General features: G+C 54.9%; 9 protein-coding genes and 1 riboswitch. All 9 genes read left to right on the top strand.

The features are described from left to right. Positions 1–207: 207 nt before the first annotated feature. The 9 genes from DES29_RS08050 (at position 208) to DES29_RS08105 (ending at position 14,952) form a co-directional block, all read left to right on the top strand. The gene (locus DES29_RS08050; protein WP_113854705.1) at positions 208–1,395 is read left to right on the top strand and encodes a hypothetical protein; all 1,188 of its coding nucleotides are present in this window, start codon (positions 208–210) and stop codon (positions 1,393–1,395) included. A 373-nt stretch (positions 1,396–1,768) separates the two neighbouring features. After that, positions 1,769–2,968 carry a bifunctional 3,4-dihydroxy-2-butanone-4-phosphate synthase/GTP cyclohydrolase II gene (locus DES29_RS08055; RefSeq protein WP_113854706.1) on the top strand — a complete coding sequence of 400 codons (1,200 nt, stop codon included), beginning with the start codon at positions 1,769–1,771 and terminating at the stop codon, positions 2,966–2,968. 1,372 nt (positions 2,969–4,340) lie between these two features. After that, positions 4,341–7,043: an autotransporter domain-containing protein gene (locus tag DES29_RS08070; RefSeq protein WP_113854707.1), complete on the top strand. Its 2,703-nt coding sequence runs from the start codon at positions 4,341–4,343 to the stop codon at positions 7,041–7,043. 606 nt (positions 7,044–7,649) lie between these two features. Further along, positions 7,650–8,324 carry a CatB-related O-acetyltransferase gene (locus DES29_RS08080; protein WP_373111327.1) on the top strand — a complete coding sequence of 225 codons (675 nt, stop codon included), beginning with the start codon at positions 7,650–7,652 and terminating at the stop codon, positions 8,322–8,324. Between the two features lie 192 nt (positions 8,325–8,516). After that, positions 8,517–8,729: riboswitch (Lysine riboswitch) on the top strand. Between the two features lie 255 nt (positions 8,730–8,984). Continuing rightward, positions 8,985–9,875 carry a 4-hydroxy-tetrahydrodipicolinate synthase gene (dapA, locus tag DES29_RS08085; RefSeq protein WP_113854708.1) on the top strand — a complete coding sequence of 297 codons (891 nt, stop codon included), beginning with the start codon at positions 8,985–8,987 and terminating at the stop codon, positions 9,873–9,875. 13 nt (positions 9,876–9,888) lie between these two features. Further along, positions 9,889–10,602: a 4-hydroxy-tetrahydrodipicolinate reductase gene (dapB, locus tag DES29_RS08090; RefSeq protein WP_016474467.1), complete on the top strand. Its 714-nt coding sequence runs from the start codon at positions 9,889–9,891 to the stop codon at positions 10,600–10,602. A 41-nt stretch (positions 10,603–10,643) separates the two neighbouring features. Continuing rightward, positions 10,644–11,351 (top strand): 2,3,4,5-tetrahydropyridine-2,6-dicarboxylate N-acetyltransferase, encoded by a 708-nt coding sequence (gene dapD, locus DES29_RS08095; protein WP_211309884.1) that lies wholly within the window; start codon positions 10,644–10,646, stop codon positions 11,349–11,351. A 381-nt stretch (positions 11,352–11,732) separates the two neighbouring features. Next, on the top strand, positions 11,733–12,839 hold the full coding sequence (locus tag DES29_RS08100) for an amidohydrolase (protein WP_113854710.1): 1,107 nt from the start codon (positions 11,733–11,735) through the stop codon (positions 12,837–12,839). A gap of 541 nt (positions 12,840–13,380) precedes the next feature. Further along, a complete protein-coding gene (locus DES29_RS08105; RefSeq protein WP_005428906.1) occupies positions 13,381–14,952 on the top strand; it encodes a DASS family sodium-coupled anion symporter in 1,572 nt (523 codons plus the stop codon). Positions 14,953–15,146 lie beyond the last annotated feature (194 nt).

Consider the following 15,146-nt stretch of genomic DNA (forward strand, 5'->3'; position numbering starts at 1 on the left):
GTCAACGTTCGCCGAGGCGCTTGCAGTCGGCGACGGGTCAGCCGCAGGCGGGACACGCTTCAATCGGTCAGGGAGCGACGCATCCCTCGGTAGGCTTAGGGCAATGAATAAGCGCGCGACTCAGGTTTCGGGCGTTGCGCCGCACTCGAACTCCAAATACTGCAGACCCCGTCTGCCGCTTCAAATTCCGCTCCCGAGGAATCCCTTATGCAGCTCACAATCCCTCATACCATTGTCCTCATCTCCCGCCCCGTCCCGCAGGCCGCACCGGCCAATGAAATAAACGCACAGACGCTTGCGGCTCATTTCTTTGGCGATATCCAAAGGAAAATCGTGAGGCTTGAGGGCGACCTCGGTCTTCGCCTTTTAAAAATCCTCGACTTTAAAGGCGAGGATGCCATTCACAAACGTTTTCGCTTTGCCGCTGCTTCAAGCGAAAATCCCGGTCTGCGCCGTCGGGCGGCCTTTGCCGGCTCCCTTACGCCCGCGATTTGGGCGAGTCTTGCTCAAGATATTGACTACCGCACTCGTTTTGCTGTTCTTCACGATCCTCGAGCCGTGAAAGTCCTTTCCAACTGGTCACTCGCCGCAGCTGTCAAAGGCGATATCACTGCTGCGCAGATGCTGCTGAAAAGTCTTGCGGCGAACGGCTGCGAGCCTCGGCACATGGAAAAGCTCATGACTGAAGTGGATCTCTCGGGCAACAAGACCTTTCGTCTCCAGCTCAAACGCCTGCTCTCTAAAGGTCTCTGGGGCAGCAGCTCCTTTACGCTCGACGATGACGTTGAGCGTGATCTTGCGCTCGAAGCGGCTTTTGCTCAAGCATCCAACGCCTTGACAGCAGGCAAAGACCCCCATCCGATCAAAACCAAGGGCGAGGCGGCAAACCAGAAAAACGAGACAAATGAAACAAACGAGACAAAGGAAAGGCTGCTCTCGCCGATTGCTTTCGGTCTCATTGACCGCATGGCATTTCTGACGAGCTTCTTCCAAAACGGAGAGCTGACGGAGACTCTTCAGAAAATGCTCCTCGACGCAGCCGTACTGCCCCTCACCTGCTCCGAAATCGCCGCACTGATACGAGTACTGCCTAAAGACACTCATTTTGATCCGATACTCAACAGCGCTGCCGAGCTTCAGGATCCGGAAATCAACATTGCGCTCTCTGAGCGTCCCCGCCTGCCCAGACTTGCGCTGAAGTTTCTGCGCGACGACTGGAGCTATGCCGTGCGGCGCAACCGGCTGGCCAATCCGCAAATGCTTAGAAACGTGGAGCCCATCGATATTAAAAGACAGCTCGATCAAGACCCCACGCTCATCGATGATGCGGCCGAATTCGAGATTGAAGCCGTCGTGTCTGCCGCTCCTCACCTAGTCTCCAGATCCTTTTTCTAGCGGGATACGGGAAAAAATCCAAGCCAATTCCGAATGCATGCTGTGCGCCTGCCCATCCTGAGAAACTGCAGGATTTCAAGGCTTCACGGCACCCAGCAATATGGAATAACCGTTTGCTCACATTTGCGCCTCAGCGCATCGGCTATACTTGCCCGCTATTGCAAAATCGGGTGCGGCCGGCATGCCGCCGCGCCCGGCACCTGCTCCCCGCCTTCGCCGATGTCCGCTGCTCGAAAGTGCGCAGACCCTTCACGACCCAAACGGCCGTGAAATCCTGATAGCCGTGAAGTCCGGGAGCATGAACCCAACTACATCCGGGAGCTGCACCTTCAGGAGCACTGCGGTGCGCCTCCCTTCAAGGAAAGAACGGACGATGGCCCAATTCAACACGGTGCAGGAAGCTCTTGAAGATCTCAAGAACGGCAAGATCATTCTCGTCACCGACGACCCGGATCGCGAGAACGAAGGCGACTTCATCTGCGCGGCGGAATTCGCCACCCCTGAAAATGTCAACTTCATGGCTACGCACGGCAAAGGGCTCATCTGCATGCCCATGTCGGCTGAATATGCCAAGAAACTCGACCTGCACCAGATGGTCGAGAACAATACGGACAATCATTCGACTGCGTTCACGGTCTCCATTGACCATATCGACACGACGACCGGGATTTCTGCCTACGAGCGCTCTGTGACCGCGATGAAGTGCGTGGCCGACGACGCTCGTCCCGAAGACTTCCGTCGTCCCGGTCATATGTTCCCGCTGCTCGCGAAGAAAAACGGCGTGCTTGAGCGCAACGGCCACACCGAAGCAACGGTGGATCTCTGCCGCCTTGCCGGCCTCAAGGAAGTGGGGCTGTGCTGCGAAATCATGCGAGACGACGGCACGATGATGCGCACGCCCGAATTGATTGAGCTTGCTAAGCAATACAACCAGAAGTTCATTACCATCAAGGATCTTCAGGCCTACCGCAAAATTTACGAGAAGCTCGTCGACCGCGTGGCCGTCGTGAAGATGCCGACGAAGTACGGTGAATTCCGCGCCTACGGCTACGTGAACCGCTTGAACGGCGAGCACCACGTGGCGCTCGTCAAGGGCGAGATCGGCGACGGCAAGGATCTTCTCGTCCGCGTGCATTCCGAATGCTTAACGGGCGACTGCTTTGGGTCGCTGCGCTGCGACTGCGGTCAGCAGTTCGCCGCCGCAATGACGCAGATTGAGAAGGAAGGCCGGGGCATCCTGCTCTATATGCGCCAGGAAGGCCGCGGCATCGGTCTCATCAATAAGCTGCGTGCCTATGAGCTGCAGGAAAAGGGGCTCGATACGCTCGAAGCAAACCTTGCGCTCGGCTTTAAGGGCGACGAACGAGAGTACTTTACCGGCGCGCAGATTCTGCGTGACTTGGGCGTCAAGAGCATGCGTCTCCTGACGAACAATCCCGACAAAGTCTATCAGCTCGAAGAATTCGGCATCGTCATTACTGAGCGTGTGCCCATCCAGATGGATGCCACTGCCTACGACCTCTTCTATCTGAAGACCAAAGCCGACCGCATGGGTCACCTTTTCAAGTATTGATCCCAAACTGCCTCTAGGGTCCCCCTTCCCGGAAAATCGCGAGGACAGGGGCAAACCCAACAGGTTAAAGAGATCTCGGATTTTCTTCGGGATCTCTTTTGTTTTACGAGCGTTGCAGTCTGTCAGTTTATTAGCAGCTGCACGAAGGCCTTCGTCAAGGAATGGTTGGGCAAACGGTTCGCAGCCGTTTCGCTTCGCCGACATGCCATACGGGTCATCATGCAAAGTGACTGAGCTAACAGCTTGTTTATAGAGCGGCACGCAACTGCCGCCGCAGCGGCATTGCGCATCTCGTGCTGCGGCTCCTTTTGACCTGGTTCCGATGCAGTTCTCTGAGCTGCTCCCGATCTACTTTTTTCCTTGGCTGAGACGGTCGATCATTCCATCGAGAGGCTATAGAAAGACTCGTTTCAGCTCAGCCCGCAGACAGCCCTCCTGATCTTTGTTGTGAATGGGCTGCCCCCGCCTGCGCTGTCTTCCTGCCGCATATCAGTCGTGGTGCACGCTGCCGCTTCTAGACGGTCATTGGTAAAAGCAGGGCCGTCACGGGAGATGCGGGGTTGATCAAAGAGCCGCCAAATAGAGTCATCGGCTTGGGTTACGCCTTGGACGAATTTTTAATCGATCCCGGCCGCAAAGGGCTGCAGCTGAGCTGTGCGCCCAAATACCTCTTTGCGCCTTGCAAGCTTTTCCTCCAGAAGCGCAGTTTGCCCAGCATCACCATCAGAATCGACGCAGCTTCACCAACATACAGATTACACGGCAAAGACCACAAAAGAAGCGGCCAAGCCAATCACCCAATTGGGAGCAGAAGCTTGCTCACACTTAAATGGCCGTCAGAAAACACTTTCTCGGCACTCGCTATCAAAGAACAAAATTGATCGGCACCGATACAGGCCGAATCTCTTTTCAAAGAATGGCAATGGTTGCTTGAGCCGCTGATGAAGCTCAATTCAGGTCTGAAAAAAGACTGGCAGAGAAGGCAACGCTCGATAGCTGAGCAAAAACAGATACACTGTTTTTAACTCGTGATGCCGTTTTACACGAGATCTTAAAAGCATCGGATTCGTCTTTAGATAACGATAATTGATGATGACGTGGTAAACCTATTGCAGACATTTTGTTTAAATATAAACACATTTCGGCGGATCCGAATAAAGTTGATCACCACTTTCATTTCAACCATTTGTCCACGGATGTTTTTTATTATCCACGGTTGACCTGCAAACAAAAAAGAACTACATAGTTTGATGGGTAGTTCCACCAAATATCTTCTGTTGACAATGCGAACGCTTAAATTACGACTTAGGATTGGAAATAATATCTTGTAATATATTCACATTATTTTTGAATATTTCTCAGGTAAAACAAAATGTTACCCCCAGAATCCCACTCAAGTGATTATTCCGTCGCACTTCCTTCTTTAGCAAAATTAACGCTTTGCGCCGCCGCCATTCAAGCGGCCTGCTTTTCTTTTCCAGCTTTAGCAGCCGACAATCCCGTCGTCGAGAAAACGGCTTATTCCGACATCATTTCTCCAGATCCTTCCAATCCATCCAATTGGGTCGTTAACAGAGGAACCGATGATCCTGCGAAAGGTCCTGCTTCCATTTCTTGGCGTCATGGTGCCGCCACCTCAACTCTCACCATCGGTGCATCTTCCGGCCAAACGGTCAAAATTCTAGGCGGCGAACCATTAGCAGCAGTTCTCTATTACAGGGCAAATGGTGCCAATTTCACCAATAAAAAAACGGGAGAATTATTCCAAGCCACAAAGCGCAATGGCTTCGGCTTTCTCGCCCGCGAGGGGAAAATGGGCAGCTTCATCAACAACGGCACGATTGAAGGCGGCTTCACAGGGGTGCGTTTCGATCAGACAGCGATAACCACAATTGTCAATAACGGCACGATCATAGGTTCCATCAAAGGCGGTAATGCAGACCGAACATGGCGCAGTGCCGGTATGGAGATCATGGCGCAAAACATCGGTTCTTTGGAAAACAGCGGTAGGATTCAAGGAAACACCGGCCTGTATTTGGAAGATGTTTGGATGAAAGAGATTGTGAATAAGAGCGGCGGCGTTATTGCCGGTATGGGAGCCCTTAGTTACGATAAAGTGTGGAATAACAAGCCGGGAGCCGCTAACGCCTCTCCCGGGTCTGGCATTTCATTCGGCTACAACAAGGTTGAGACCATCCGTTTGGAGTCCGGCAGTAAGACCACCAGCCAAAACGCGGCCGGTTTATTCGTTGGCACCCAAGGCAATTTGAGTACTTTGGAATTACAGCAAGATGCTGAACTCTCCGGCAATTGGGGCGTGGAGGTCTATCAAGGCAAAATAACAACCGCCAAAATCGACGGTTTGTTAAAAAGCACGGGCGGCTCCGCGTTTTATAACCACGGCACCGTGCAGGATCTGAAAATTACCGATAACGCGACTATCGAAAGCACGGTCGGCATCAGCAACACGGGCAAATTCTCCACGATCGACATTGCCAACGCCGCCACGCTCAACGTCGATTCTGCGGTCGTCGCTAATTCCGGCGTCATCGGTACAGCAGACGACCAAGTGGCTCTGCATATCGGTGCGGACGCCACCCAAGCTAAGGAAGCGCTGAACAATACCGGCGCTATTACTGGCGCGGTCGCCGTTGAAAACGGCGGCACACTGACCAACACGGCCACCGGCATCATCAGCGGCCCCATCATCGCCGGCAGCGGTACGAATACGGGCGCTTCTAACCTATTGGCCGTCGACAACCGCGGCAAGGTCAACACGAGCGGACAAGCAGCTGACATTCACATTGAAAACGGCGGACAGGTTAAGGTACTCAATTGGGGCGTAGGCGTCACAGGCAACCGGGTGGGCGACGGGCAAGGAATTAAAGTTTCCGGAGACAATCTGAACGCCCGGTCAATTAGCGTGGAAAAAGTTCAAATTTCTTCCATCACTGGTTACCAATCCGGAGATATCGACTTCAACAACGCAGTACAAAACGCTTCCGGCCAAGCCTTATCGGGTGTCACCGGAAAACCCACGCAAGACGTTGAGTTCGATGAAACACTCAAACAGCAATACGGCTTGGACGGTTATTACGACCAAGGCAGCGGCTACTTCACACTGTGGGTGAACGCCGTCAAAGGTGTCGGTGCGCAGTTAGCCGAAACGCTGGCCAACCGCTTGAACCGCCGCGCTATGTTCGTAGAGGCGGCTACTGCCGACGTGTCCCAAACCGGCTATACGCACCGCATGCAGGACAATCAGGAATGGCTCACATTCGTCAAACCCTACACGTCCTACGACAAATTCGACCTCTCGGCTGGCGGCACAGTTAAAGGCCACACCACAGGCATCCTGCTCGGCATCAGCAACATGTACCGAAACGAGCACCTCTTCACCCTGTATCTTGGCTACGAAACCACGGACGACAGTGCGGACTCTCTCGACTTTGACATGAACACGGTCTACGGCGGCGCGAAGTTCGCCCGCGTCTTCTGCACGGCAGGGAACGCGGCGTACTACGGCAAGGCCGAGGCCATGTTGGCTCATACTTCTACAGACGTCACCCGCAGCATCGGCGGACAACAATTCACGGGATCTGCCGACACGTTTTCCTATGGCGGTGCCGTGCATATCGGCATGAACTACTCGTTGGGGAAAAGCAGTGTCTTCACTCCTGAAATCGGTGTTGGGTATACCGGTGGCCGCATGGGTGATTTCGACATCAATGGCAATATCGCCGCCGTGAGTTATGAACACTATGACTCCCACACCTCCAACATCGGTTACGGCGATCTGTCGCTCAAATGGTTCCAAAAGTGGGGCACAATCGTAAACACACTGTTGGGCGGCGGCACGCGCGTAAATTTCAACCGTGATATGGACGTCTCGTCCAACATCTCTGGTGTCCAGGGCTCGAGCACGGTTAAATTACCTCGTTCCTACCAATGGGTGAACGCTTCTCTCATCTTGGATGTCAACAGCAACCTCGACCTGTCCTTTGGGTATGTGGGTATTTTGGATACCAACGGTTCGTCCCACAACATGACGGCGAAACTTACTTACACGTTCTAATTCGCCTTTCATCTGTACTGATAACACGGGCATCCTGAAGCCCTCCGCGTGGTGCTCCCCATCCCGGAAAAAACGCGAGGGCAAGGGCAGACACAACCGGGTAAAGAGATCTCGGATTTTCCTCGGGATCTCTTTTGTTTTCCAAGCGTTGCGGTCTGTCAGTTTATTGACCTTCAGAAAGCAGCGGCCAGCGGCCGCATGAAGGTCTTCGTCAAAGAATTGTTGGGCAAACGGTTTGTCACCTTATCGCTGCGCCGACATACCACATGCATCATCAGGCGCAGTGACTGCGGCTAATACCTGCAAAAACAGCTTGCTCATACAGCGGCCCGCATCCGCAATCCGCAGCGGCATTGCGCATCCAATGCTGCGGCTCCTTTTTAATCAGGTACCGATGTAATTCTCTCAACTGCTCCGAATCCACTTTTTCCCTTGGCTGAGACTATCAATCGCTTTGCTTTGCTTTGTTTTGCCGTGGGGCAAAATTCGCTTGACCATTGCGCCAGCGGCATACGACAGCGCCCTTAAGGTCGTATGATCAATATCGTATTTCTAAATGGATACGCACTCACCCTCGGAGCTATTTCAATGAGCACCTTCAGCATCATGGGGCCGCACAATACGGATCTGCCGGATCCCTTTGATATTTTTCCAATTGACGATACGGCCGTCTGTTTTATCAAGAATGTTGTTACAACGCCCAACGTTGAAGTGGGCGAATACACCTATTACGAAGACGACGAGAATCCCACGGAGTTTGACCGCAAAAACGTTCTCTACAACCGTCCGGAATTCGGCGACAAGCTCATCATCGGCAAGTTCTGCGCGATCGGTGCGAACACCAAGTTCATCATGGGCGCAGCGAATCACAGCGTATCGACGGTGTCGACCTATCCCTTTAGTCTCTTTGGCGGCAAATGGGCAAAAGCGGCCCGGTCCACTTACGACCTGACGCCGCATAAAGGCAACACCATCATCGGCAATGACGTCTGGATCGGCCGCCGCTCAGTCATTATGCCGGGCGTGAAGATCGGCGACGGCGCCATCATTGCCGCATCTGCGGTGGTGACGAAAGACGTTCCGCCCTACACGGTCGTAGGCGGCAATCCGGCTGAATTTATCCGCCGCCGCTTCAACGACCGCCTGACGGCAATGCTCCTTGAGCTCAAATGGTGGGATTTCAAGCCCGACGATCTCATCAAGGTGCTTCCGGTCCTTACAGATCCTGATCTGGAAAAAGTAGAACGGGAAGTTGAGGCGCTCCTCAAGAGCCGCCGCTGATTTTCGGACCGCTCTCAATGACCGGCGCTTCGTATATGCAATCGAAGCGCCGGTCAACATTTATAAACAGCCTGATAACCTTCCCGATGACGGCATCAATTGTCCGTCGCTTGCGCCCGATTGACTGAAATACGCCTTTTCTCCCATTTGTCGTATTTTGGCCGCAGGTTTTTCTTGTTAACTTGTAAAACATCGAACGATAGAGGCGCGGACGCGAGGAGCCTCGGGCGAGCCGGCAGGCCGGCAGCGACCCCGAGGGGAGGCAGATCCGCCGAATTCGCCGGCATCCTCAGCCTGGGGGACGGCGGATGGGCCTGCGGGAGATACCCGCTGGACTGTCTGCCTGCAAAATGCACGAAATTGATTGGTTTTCGTGAATTTGTGAGCAGTTGCGCTATCTTGACCGGTCAAAGCAGCGTGCACTCTGCCGGCACGTTGTTTTTTGCGCCAGCAGAGATAACGCTCTTTGCTGGCGCTTCTTTTATGAATTTGAGGCTGTCGGCGAGGAGCGCTGAACGTGCAGCAGGATGGTTTCCCTGCTCTTGAGATCGATACTGCGATTTTTCAATCCGTTTCAAGCACCCGCGGATCTCAGGAGTGACCGCACCGCTTCGCCCCTACAATTCCACCCTGCAACCCCAACTACGCACGGTATTCAGCATGTCTCATCCGACAATTCGCGGCTCACTGGTCGCACTTATCACACCTTTCAATGAAGACGATTCGGTCAATTTCGACAAGCTCGGCGAACTCATTGACTTTCATCTGGCCAACAGCACCGATGCTCTGGTGATCCTCGGCACAACCGGCGAATCTTCAACGATGTCTCACGAAGAAGACAACGCGGTCTGCGAATATACCGTCAAGCGCGTTGCAGGCCGCATCCCCGTTATTGCCGGATCGGGCTCCAACTCTACGCAGACGATGCTCGAAAAGTCGCTCTCCTATGAACGTCTGGGCGCTGACGGTCTGCTCCTCATTACCCCCTATTACAACAAGACCAACGAAGAAGGGATGTACCTTCACTTCAAGACCGTCGCCGACGCCGTGAAGATTCCCTGCATTCTTTACAACGTACCCGGCCGCACGGGCTGCTCCATATCAGTGGCCAATGTCGCACGCCTCTCGCAGCACCCCAACATTGTGGGCATCAAGGAAGCGAGCGGCAATATGTCTTATGCGGCAAAGGTCGCAAAGTACCTCTCGGACGATTTCGCCATGTATTCGGGCAACGACGACATGATTGTGCCGCTCCTTTCCATCGGTGCTTCGGGCGTCATTTCGGTGCTGGCCAACATCGCTCCGAAGGAGACGCATCAGATGGTTTTCGATTATCTTGAAGGCCGCACGGACGACGCACGACGCGCGCAGATTGAACTTCTCGATGTGATCAACGATCTCTTCATTGAAGTGAATCCGGTTCCTGTCAAAGAGGCTATGAATCTCCTCGGCATGGATGTCGGCGGCTACCGTCTCCCGCTCACGCATATGACTGAAGCCCACCGCGAAACGCTGCGTTCGTCACTCGCTGCCGCGGGCTTTCTGAAGTAAGGAACTCTTCGCTATGAGAATCGCTCTCATCGGTATGGGCCGCATGGGCCGCATGATCCGAGACTGCGCCGCAGACCGCGGCATCGAAGTTGCGGCCGAATTCAATACGGCGACGATCGCTCAGCTCGCCCAGTGCGACCGTATGGATGCCGTCATTGATTTTTCCGCTCCGGCGTCGCTGCCGGCACTCGCGGCCTATGTGCAGCGCACCGGAACGCCGCTCGTTTCCGGCACCACCGGCTATTGCGACGAAGAAGCTGCCCGCGTCAATGCGTTGGGCAGCTACGCGCCCGTAGCGGTGAGCGCCAACTTCTCCATCGGCGTTGCGGTCTTAAAGCACCTCGCCGCAGAGGCTGCCGCTCTGCTGCCGGACTTTGACATTGAGATCATCGAAACGCACCACCGCATGAAAAAAGATGCGCCGAGCGGCACGGCGAAGCTCCTTCTTTCAGCCGTCAACCCCGACGGCACCCATCCGACGGTCTTCGGCCGCGAAGGATTCGCACCCCGCACAGCCGGTGAAATCGGTGTCCACGCTGTCCGCGGCGGCACCGTGGCGGGCGTGCATACCGTGTCCTTCTTCGGCGACGAAGAAGAGCTCTCACTCACCCACCGCGCGGAATCCCGCCGGATCTTTGCAATTGGCGCGCTTAAAACCGCCGAAAAGCTCAAGGACGCCCCCGTGGGTCTGCACACCCTTGACGAACTGCTTTTCGCTCGCCGCTGAGTGCTGCACTTCAACTTTCTAACACTGGGGATTGAATCACCATGATGAACGCACAGGAAATCATTCACTACATCGCCACGGCTGAAAAGAAGACGCCCGTGAAGATCACGCTTCGCGAGAAAGCCGGCGAAGCCCCGATCAGCTTCGGTTCGGCAAAGGTCTTCGGCGTCGGCGACAAAGTGATTTTCGGCGACTGGAAGGAACTCGGTCCGATTCTTGAAGCCAACCGCAGCAAGATCGACGATATGGTCATCGAAAACGACTGCCGCAACTCCGCCATTCCGCTTCTTGACCTCAAAGGCATCAACGCCCGCATTGAACCCGGCGCGGTGATTCGCGATCAGGTGACGATCGGCGACGGCGCAGTGGTCATGATGGGCGCCATTATCAACATCGGCGCGGTGATCGGCGAAGGCACCATGATCGATATGGGCGTTGTGATGGGCGGACGCGCCACTGTCGGACGCCGCTGCCACATTGGAGCTGGCACTGTGCTCGCCGGCGTCGTTGAACCCGCTTCCGCGCAGCCCGTCATCATCGATGACGATGTCTTTATCGGCGCCAATGCCGTCGTGATTGAAGGCATCCATGTGGGCGAAGGCGCCGTCGTCGCCGCTGGCAGCGTCGTCATTGAAGATGTTCCGGCCGGTGCCGTTGTGGCAGGCGTGCCTGCGCGCATCATTAAGGCGCATAAGGACGCCGGCACATCAACTAAGACAGCCTTGGAAAGTGCGCTGCGGCAGCTTTAACTGCACTGCCGGCTGCTTTGGGTATCCGGTTTGAGCGGTGTGCCCCAAACAATTCATCGACGGCCGCATGCAGTGCGGCCGTTTCTTCATAAACGACAGCGAAAAGTTTTCTGACTTCCAGGCCGGAAAAGAGCGGCCTTGAAGCGCTCACACACGACTAGTAACTTCCCCTCAATCCTTTCAATCTGCATCTTAAGACGCCGTTGTTGACAGTGCTTCTTAGGCCGAGACGTTAAGCCTGTTGATAGGATGAGACCACTATTGACCGCCGAGCCTGCTCACAGTACCGCATCAACAGCGGTTTAAGCTCTTCTGTCATCTGTCTTTGACCGTCGGCAGCAGTGCTTCGCCCACTCGATTTTTGTTAAGGACATTGCTCTCATGTTCGAGCGCATTCTTAAATACCGCCGCGATCTCCACCAGATCCCGGAACTTGACTTTGATCTTCCCAAGACCACCGCTTATGTGCGCAGCGTGCTTGAGAAACTGCCCTGCGAGGTCTTTTCCCCCGACGGTCACGCTGTCTGCGCTTGGTTTGATGCCGGCGCTCATGAAGCCGTTGCCTTCCGCTCCGACATGGATGCGCTCCCCATCTGTGAAGTCTCCGGCGTGCCTTTTTCGTCCAGACATCAAGGGCACATGCACGCCTGCGGACATGACGGCCACATGGCCATGGTGCTTGAGCTTGCGCAGTATGTTGCGTCGGTCAAAGACCGCTTAAAGCAGAATGTTCTGCTGGTTTTCCAGCCTGCTGAAGAGACGACGGGCGGCGCTCAGTTCATCTGCCAGTCCGGCATTTTTGCGCAAAAGAACGTGAAGGCCATTTACGGCTTTCACCTTTGGCCGGATCTGCCGCTCGGACAGCCTGCAACCCGTCCGGGGCCGCTCCTTGCCGCATCGTGCGAAGTCACGGTTGACATTGAAGGCAAAAGCACTCACATCGCCAAAAGCGAAGACGGTGCGGATGCCCTGCTTGCCGCATCCCGCTTTGTCGTGGGTGCAGAAAAGATTCTTGACGATCTTCACGCCGCCGAGGGCCCCTGGTGCACGCTGAAGTTTGGTCTGCTGCAGGCCGGCACGGTGCGCAACGCCATTGCTGCGCATGCTCACCTTGAAGGGTCGCTGCGCGTTTTCAGCGAGTCGGCCTTCAAGATGGGGCGCGATCGCCTTTATGCGCTGGGCGAACAGATCTCTAAGGATCTCGGCGTTAAAGTTCATGTAGATGCCCCTGAAGGCTATCCGCCGGTCGTCAACGATGAAAAACTCTTTGAAGATGCCCAAAAGCGTCTGCCGAACCTCGAAATGCTGCCTAAGCCCCTCTTGATTGCCGAAGACTTTGCCTACTACCAGCGGACGCTGCCCGGGCTCTTCATTCTTCTGGGCACCGGCACCGGGATTCCGCTCCATTCCGACCGTTTCAATTTCGATGAAAAAGTGCTTGAAAAAGGCGTTGAAATCTATAAGCACTTCATTGATTTGAAGGACTAAGCCGCACTTCATTGCTTCTCATTGATCCCGCGGATCCGCAGACCGTCAGCATGGCGTCTCACTCATGCTGACGGTCTTTTTTATGCCGCGTCGCGCTGCTCGAGAGCACCGTTCATGGTCAAACTCCTCGGTCAACGTCATCGATAGGCTGCCGCTCTGACACGTTCGGTGCGGCGCTTTTGCCCTTAAACCCATCTCTTCGCAGAACGAGCAGTGCACCAATATGGTGCAGACATTTCTAAATCAGCGCATTTAAAAGGGCAATGTCGTCAATAAAGCGTTACTACCTATTGACTTTATCTTAAGAAAAAATCACCAGTTTTGAATTAAACGCCGACAGGCATCCCTTCCCCGGGGATCCTTATTCATGCATGTCGATCACCGATTCCGATCGTTTACATCTATTTCTGGGGAGTCATTCAAAAAAAATAAAAGTCTTTCTGCTTTTGGCACGGCTTTGGCTTAGGAATAACGGAACGGCACCGCGAATCCCTGAACAAGCGGTCCGACCTCGCCAAAGAAAAGAAAGAGAGGACTCCCCATGAACACAACCCACTCCGTTGCCCTTGTCGATTCGGCGTCCAATATGACGTCAAGGGGCTCTGCGTCTGCAGGCTCCAATGGGAAATCGACTGTGACCGCTGACACTCAGCCCTCGCCCGGCTTCTTTAAGCGATACGGCCTTGTCTTTGCCGTCGCTGCTCTCGGCATCATCTGTCTGATGCCGCAGCTCGCGGACCTCTCCATTGCCGGTCAGCGCATGATCGGCATCATGGCCTTCGCCGTCATTACCTGGGCGACGGGCGCCGTGTCGTTTCCGGTTTCCGCCGGCGTCATCATGGCGCTCATTGCGGTCCTTGTGGGACTTTCTCCGCAGCCCGACGGCCAGGGGCTCATCGGCACGAGCAAAGCGCTTCGCATGGCACTCACGGGCTTCTCTTCCCCCGCCTTCTGCCTTGTCGGCGCGGCGCTCTTCCTTGCGGCAGCCATGATGCAGACGGGGCTTGACCGGCGAATTGCCCTCGTTACGCTCTCCAAAATCGGCACGTCGCCTTCGCGTGTTGTGCTCGGCATCATTCTCTGCGGCTTCATTCTCTCTTTCTTTGTGCCGTCGACCACTGCGCGCGTTGCCTGCCTCGTGCCGATCGTCACCGGCATGGTGCGCGCCTTCGGACTTCCGCTGAAGAGTGCTTTCGGCGCCATGCTCCTCATCACGGTTGCACAGGTCGACAGCGTGTGGAATGTCGGCATCAAGACTGCCGCTGCCCAGAATATGGTGGCCGTGGGGTTCATTCAGGAACTGACCGGTCATGATATTTCCTGGCTTGACTGGTTTGTCGCTGCCGCACCGTTCGCTGCTTTGATGAGCGTCGTGCTCTATGTGGTCGTCACCCGTCTCTTTAAGGGTTCGCTCGAAGATATTTCGGGCGGCGACGATGCCGTTCGCCGTGAACTCGCAAAGCTCGGCCCTATGTCCGCTGCTGAATGGAAGCTCACGGTCGTCTCCCTCGTACTCCTCTTTATGTGGGTGACGGAAAAGAAGCTCCACCCCTTTGATACGACGACTACGACAGTGTGCGCCATTGCGCTCCTTATGCTGCCAAGCATGGGCGTGATGGACTGGAAGAGCGTCGTCAACCGCATCAACTGGGGCACGCTGCTCGTCTTCGGCGTCGGCATCTCGCTCGGCTCCACGCTTTTGTCCACCCACGCCGCACAGTGGCTCGCCGAAGGCATTGGTTCCTCCTTCGGGCTCGCAGATCAGACCACTTTTGTCGTCGTTGCGGTGCTCGCCCTCTTTCTCATCATCATTCACCTCGGCTTTGCATCCGCCGCTGCGCTCTCAAGCGCACTCATTCCAATCATCATCGCTCTCGTGAACGGACTCGATGCGCCGAACGTCAATGTGCTGGGCATTACGATGATTCTGCAGTACGTCATCAGCTTTGGCTTCATTCTTCCGGTCAATGCCCCGCAGAATCTGATTGCCTACTCCACCGGTGCGTTTGACGTGAAGACTTTTGCCTTCACCGGCATCATTCTGACAATTGCGGCCTATCTGCTCATTCTTCTGATGTCTGCTACGTATTGGAGCTGGATGGGCCTAGTTTGATACAACGAAGAGCGGCCACCCGCGCAGCCGCTCCGCAGGAAAAAATCCTGACTTCACCATACCTTGTGACTTAGCCTCAGAAAGCGAACCTGCTTTCTGCCTGAACTACGGGTTACCTGCTCTACATTTCGAATCGCCGCGGTGGTTCAGAAAGCTGGAGCAATTCAAAACAGCGCCGACGCGAGGCAGGAATA

This window comes from Sutterella wadsworthensis (assembly GCF_003315195.1).
Classification (GTDB): domain Bacteria; phylum Pseudomonadota; class Gammaproteobacteria; order Burkholderiales; family Burkholderiaceae_F; genus Sutterella; species Sutterella wadsworthensis.

Coding starts and splice junctions, on each gene's coding strand:
- dapB (WP_016474467.1), top strand. CDS start 9,889: ATGAGAATCGCTCTCATCGGTATGGGCCGCATGGGCCGCATGATCCGA.
- dapA (WP_113854708.1), top strand. CDS start 8,985: ATGTCTCATCCGACAATTCGCGGCTCACTGGTCGCACTTATCACACCT.
- DES29_RS08105 (WP_005428906.1), top strand. CDS start 13,381: ATGAACACAACCCACTCCGTTGCCCTTGTCGATTCGGCGTCCAATATG.
- DES29_RS08080 (WP_373111327.1), top strand. CDS start 7,650: ATGGGGCCGCACAATACGGATCTGCCGGATCCCTTTGATATTTTTCCA.
- dapD (WP_211309884.1), top strand. CDS start 10,644: ATGATGAACGCACAGGAAATCATTCACTACATCGCCACGGCTGAAAAG.
- DES29_RS08050 (WP_113854705.1), top strand. CDS start 208: ATGCAGCTCACAATCCCTCATACCATTGTCCTCATCTCCCGCCCCGTC.
- DES29_RS08070 (WP_113854707.1), top strand. CDS start 4,341: ATGTTACCCCCAGAATCCCACTCAAGTGATTATTCCGTCGCACTTCCT.
- DES29_RS08100 (WP_113854710.1), top strand. CDS start 11,733: ATGTTCGAGCGCATTCTTAAATACCGCCGCGATCTCCACCAGATCCCG.
- DES29_RS08055 (WP_113854706.1), top strand. CDS start 1,769: ATGGCCCAATTCAACACGGTGCAGGAAGCTCTTGAAGATCTCAAGAAC.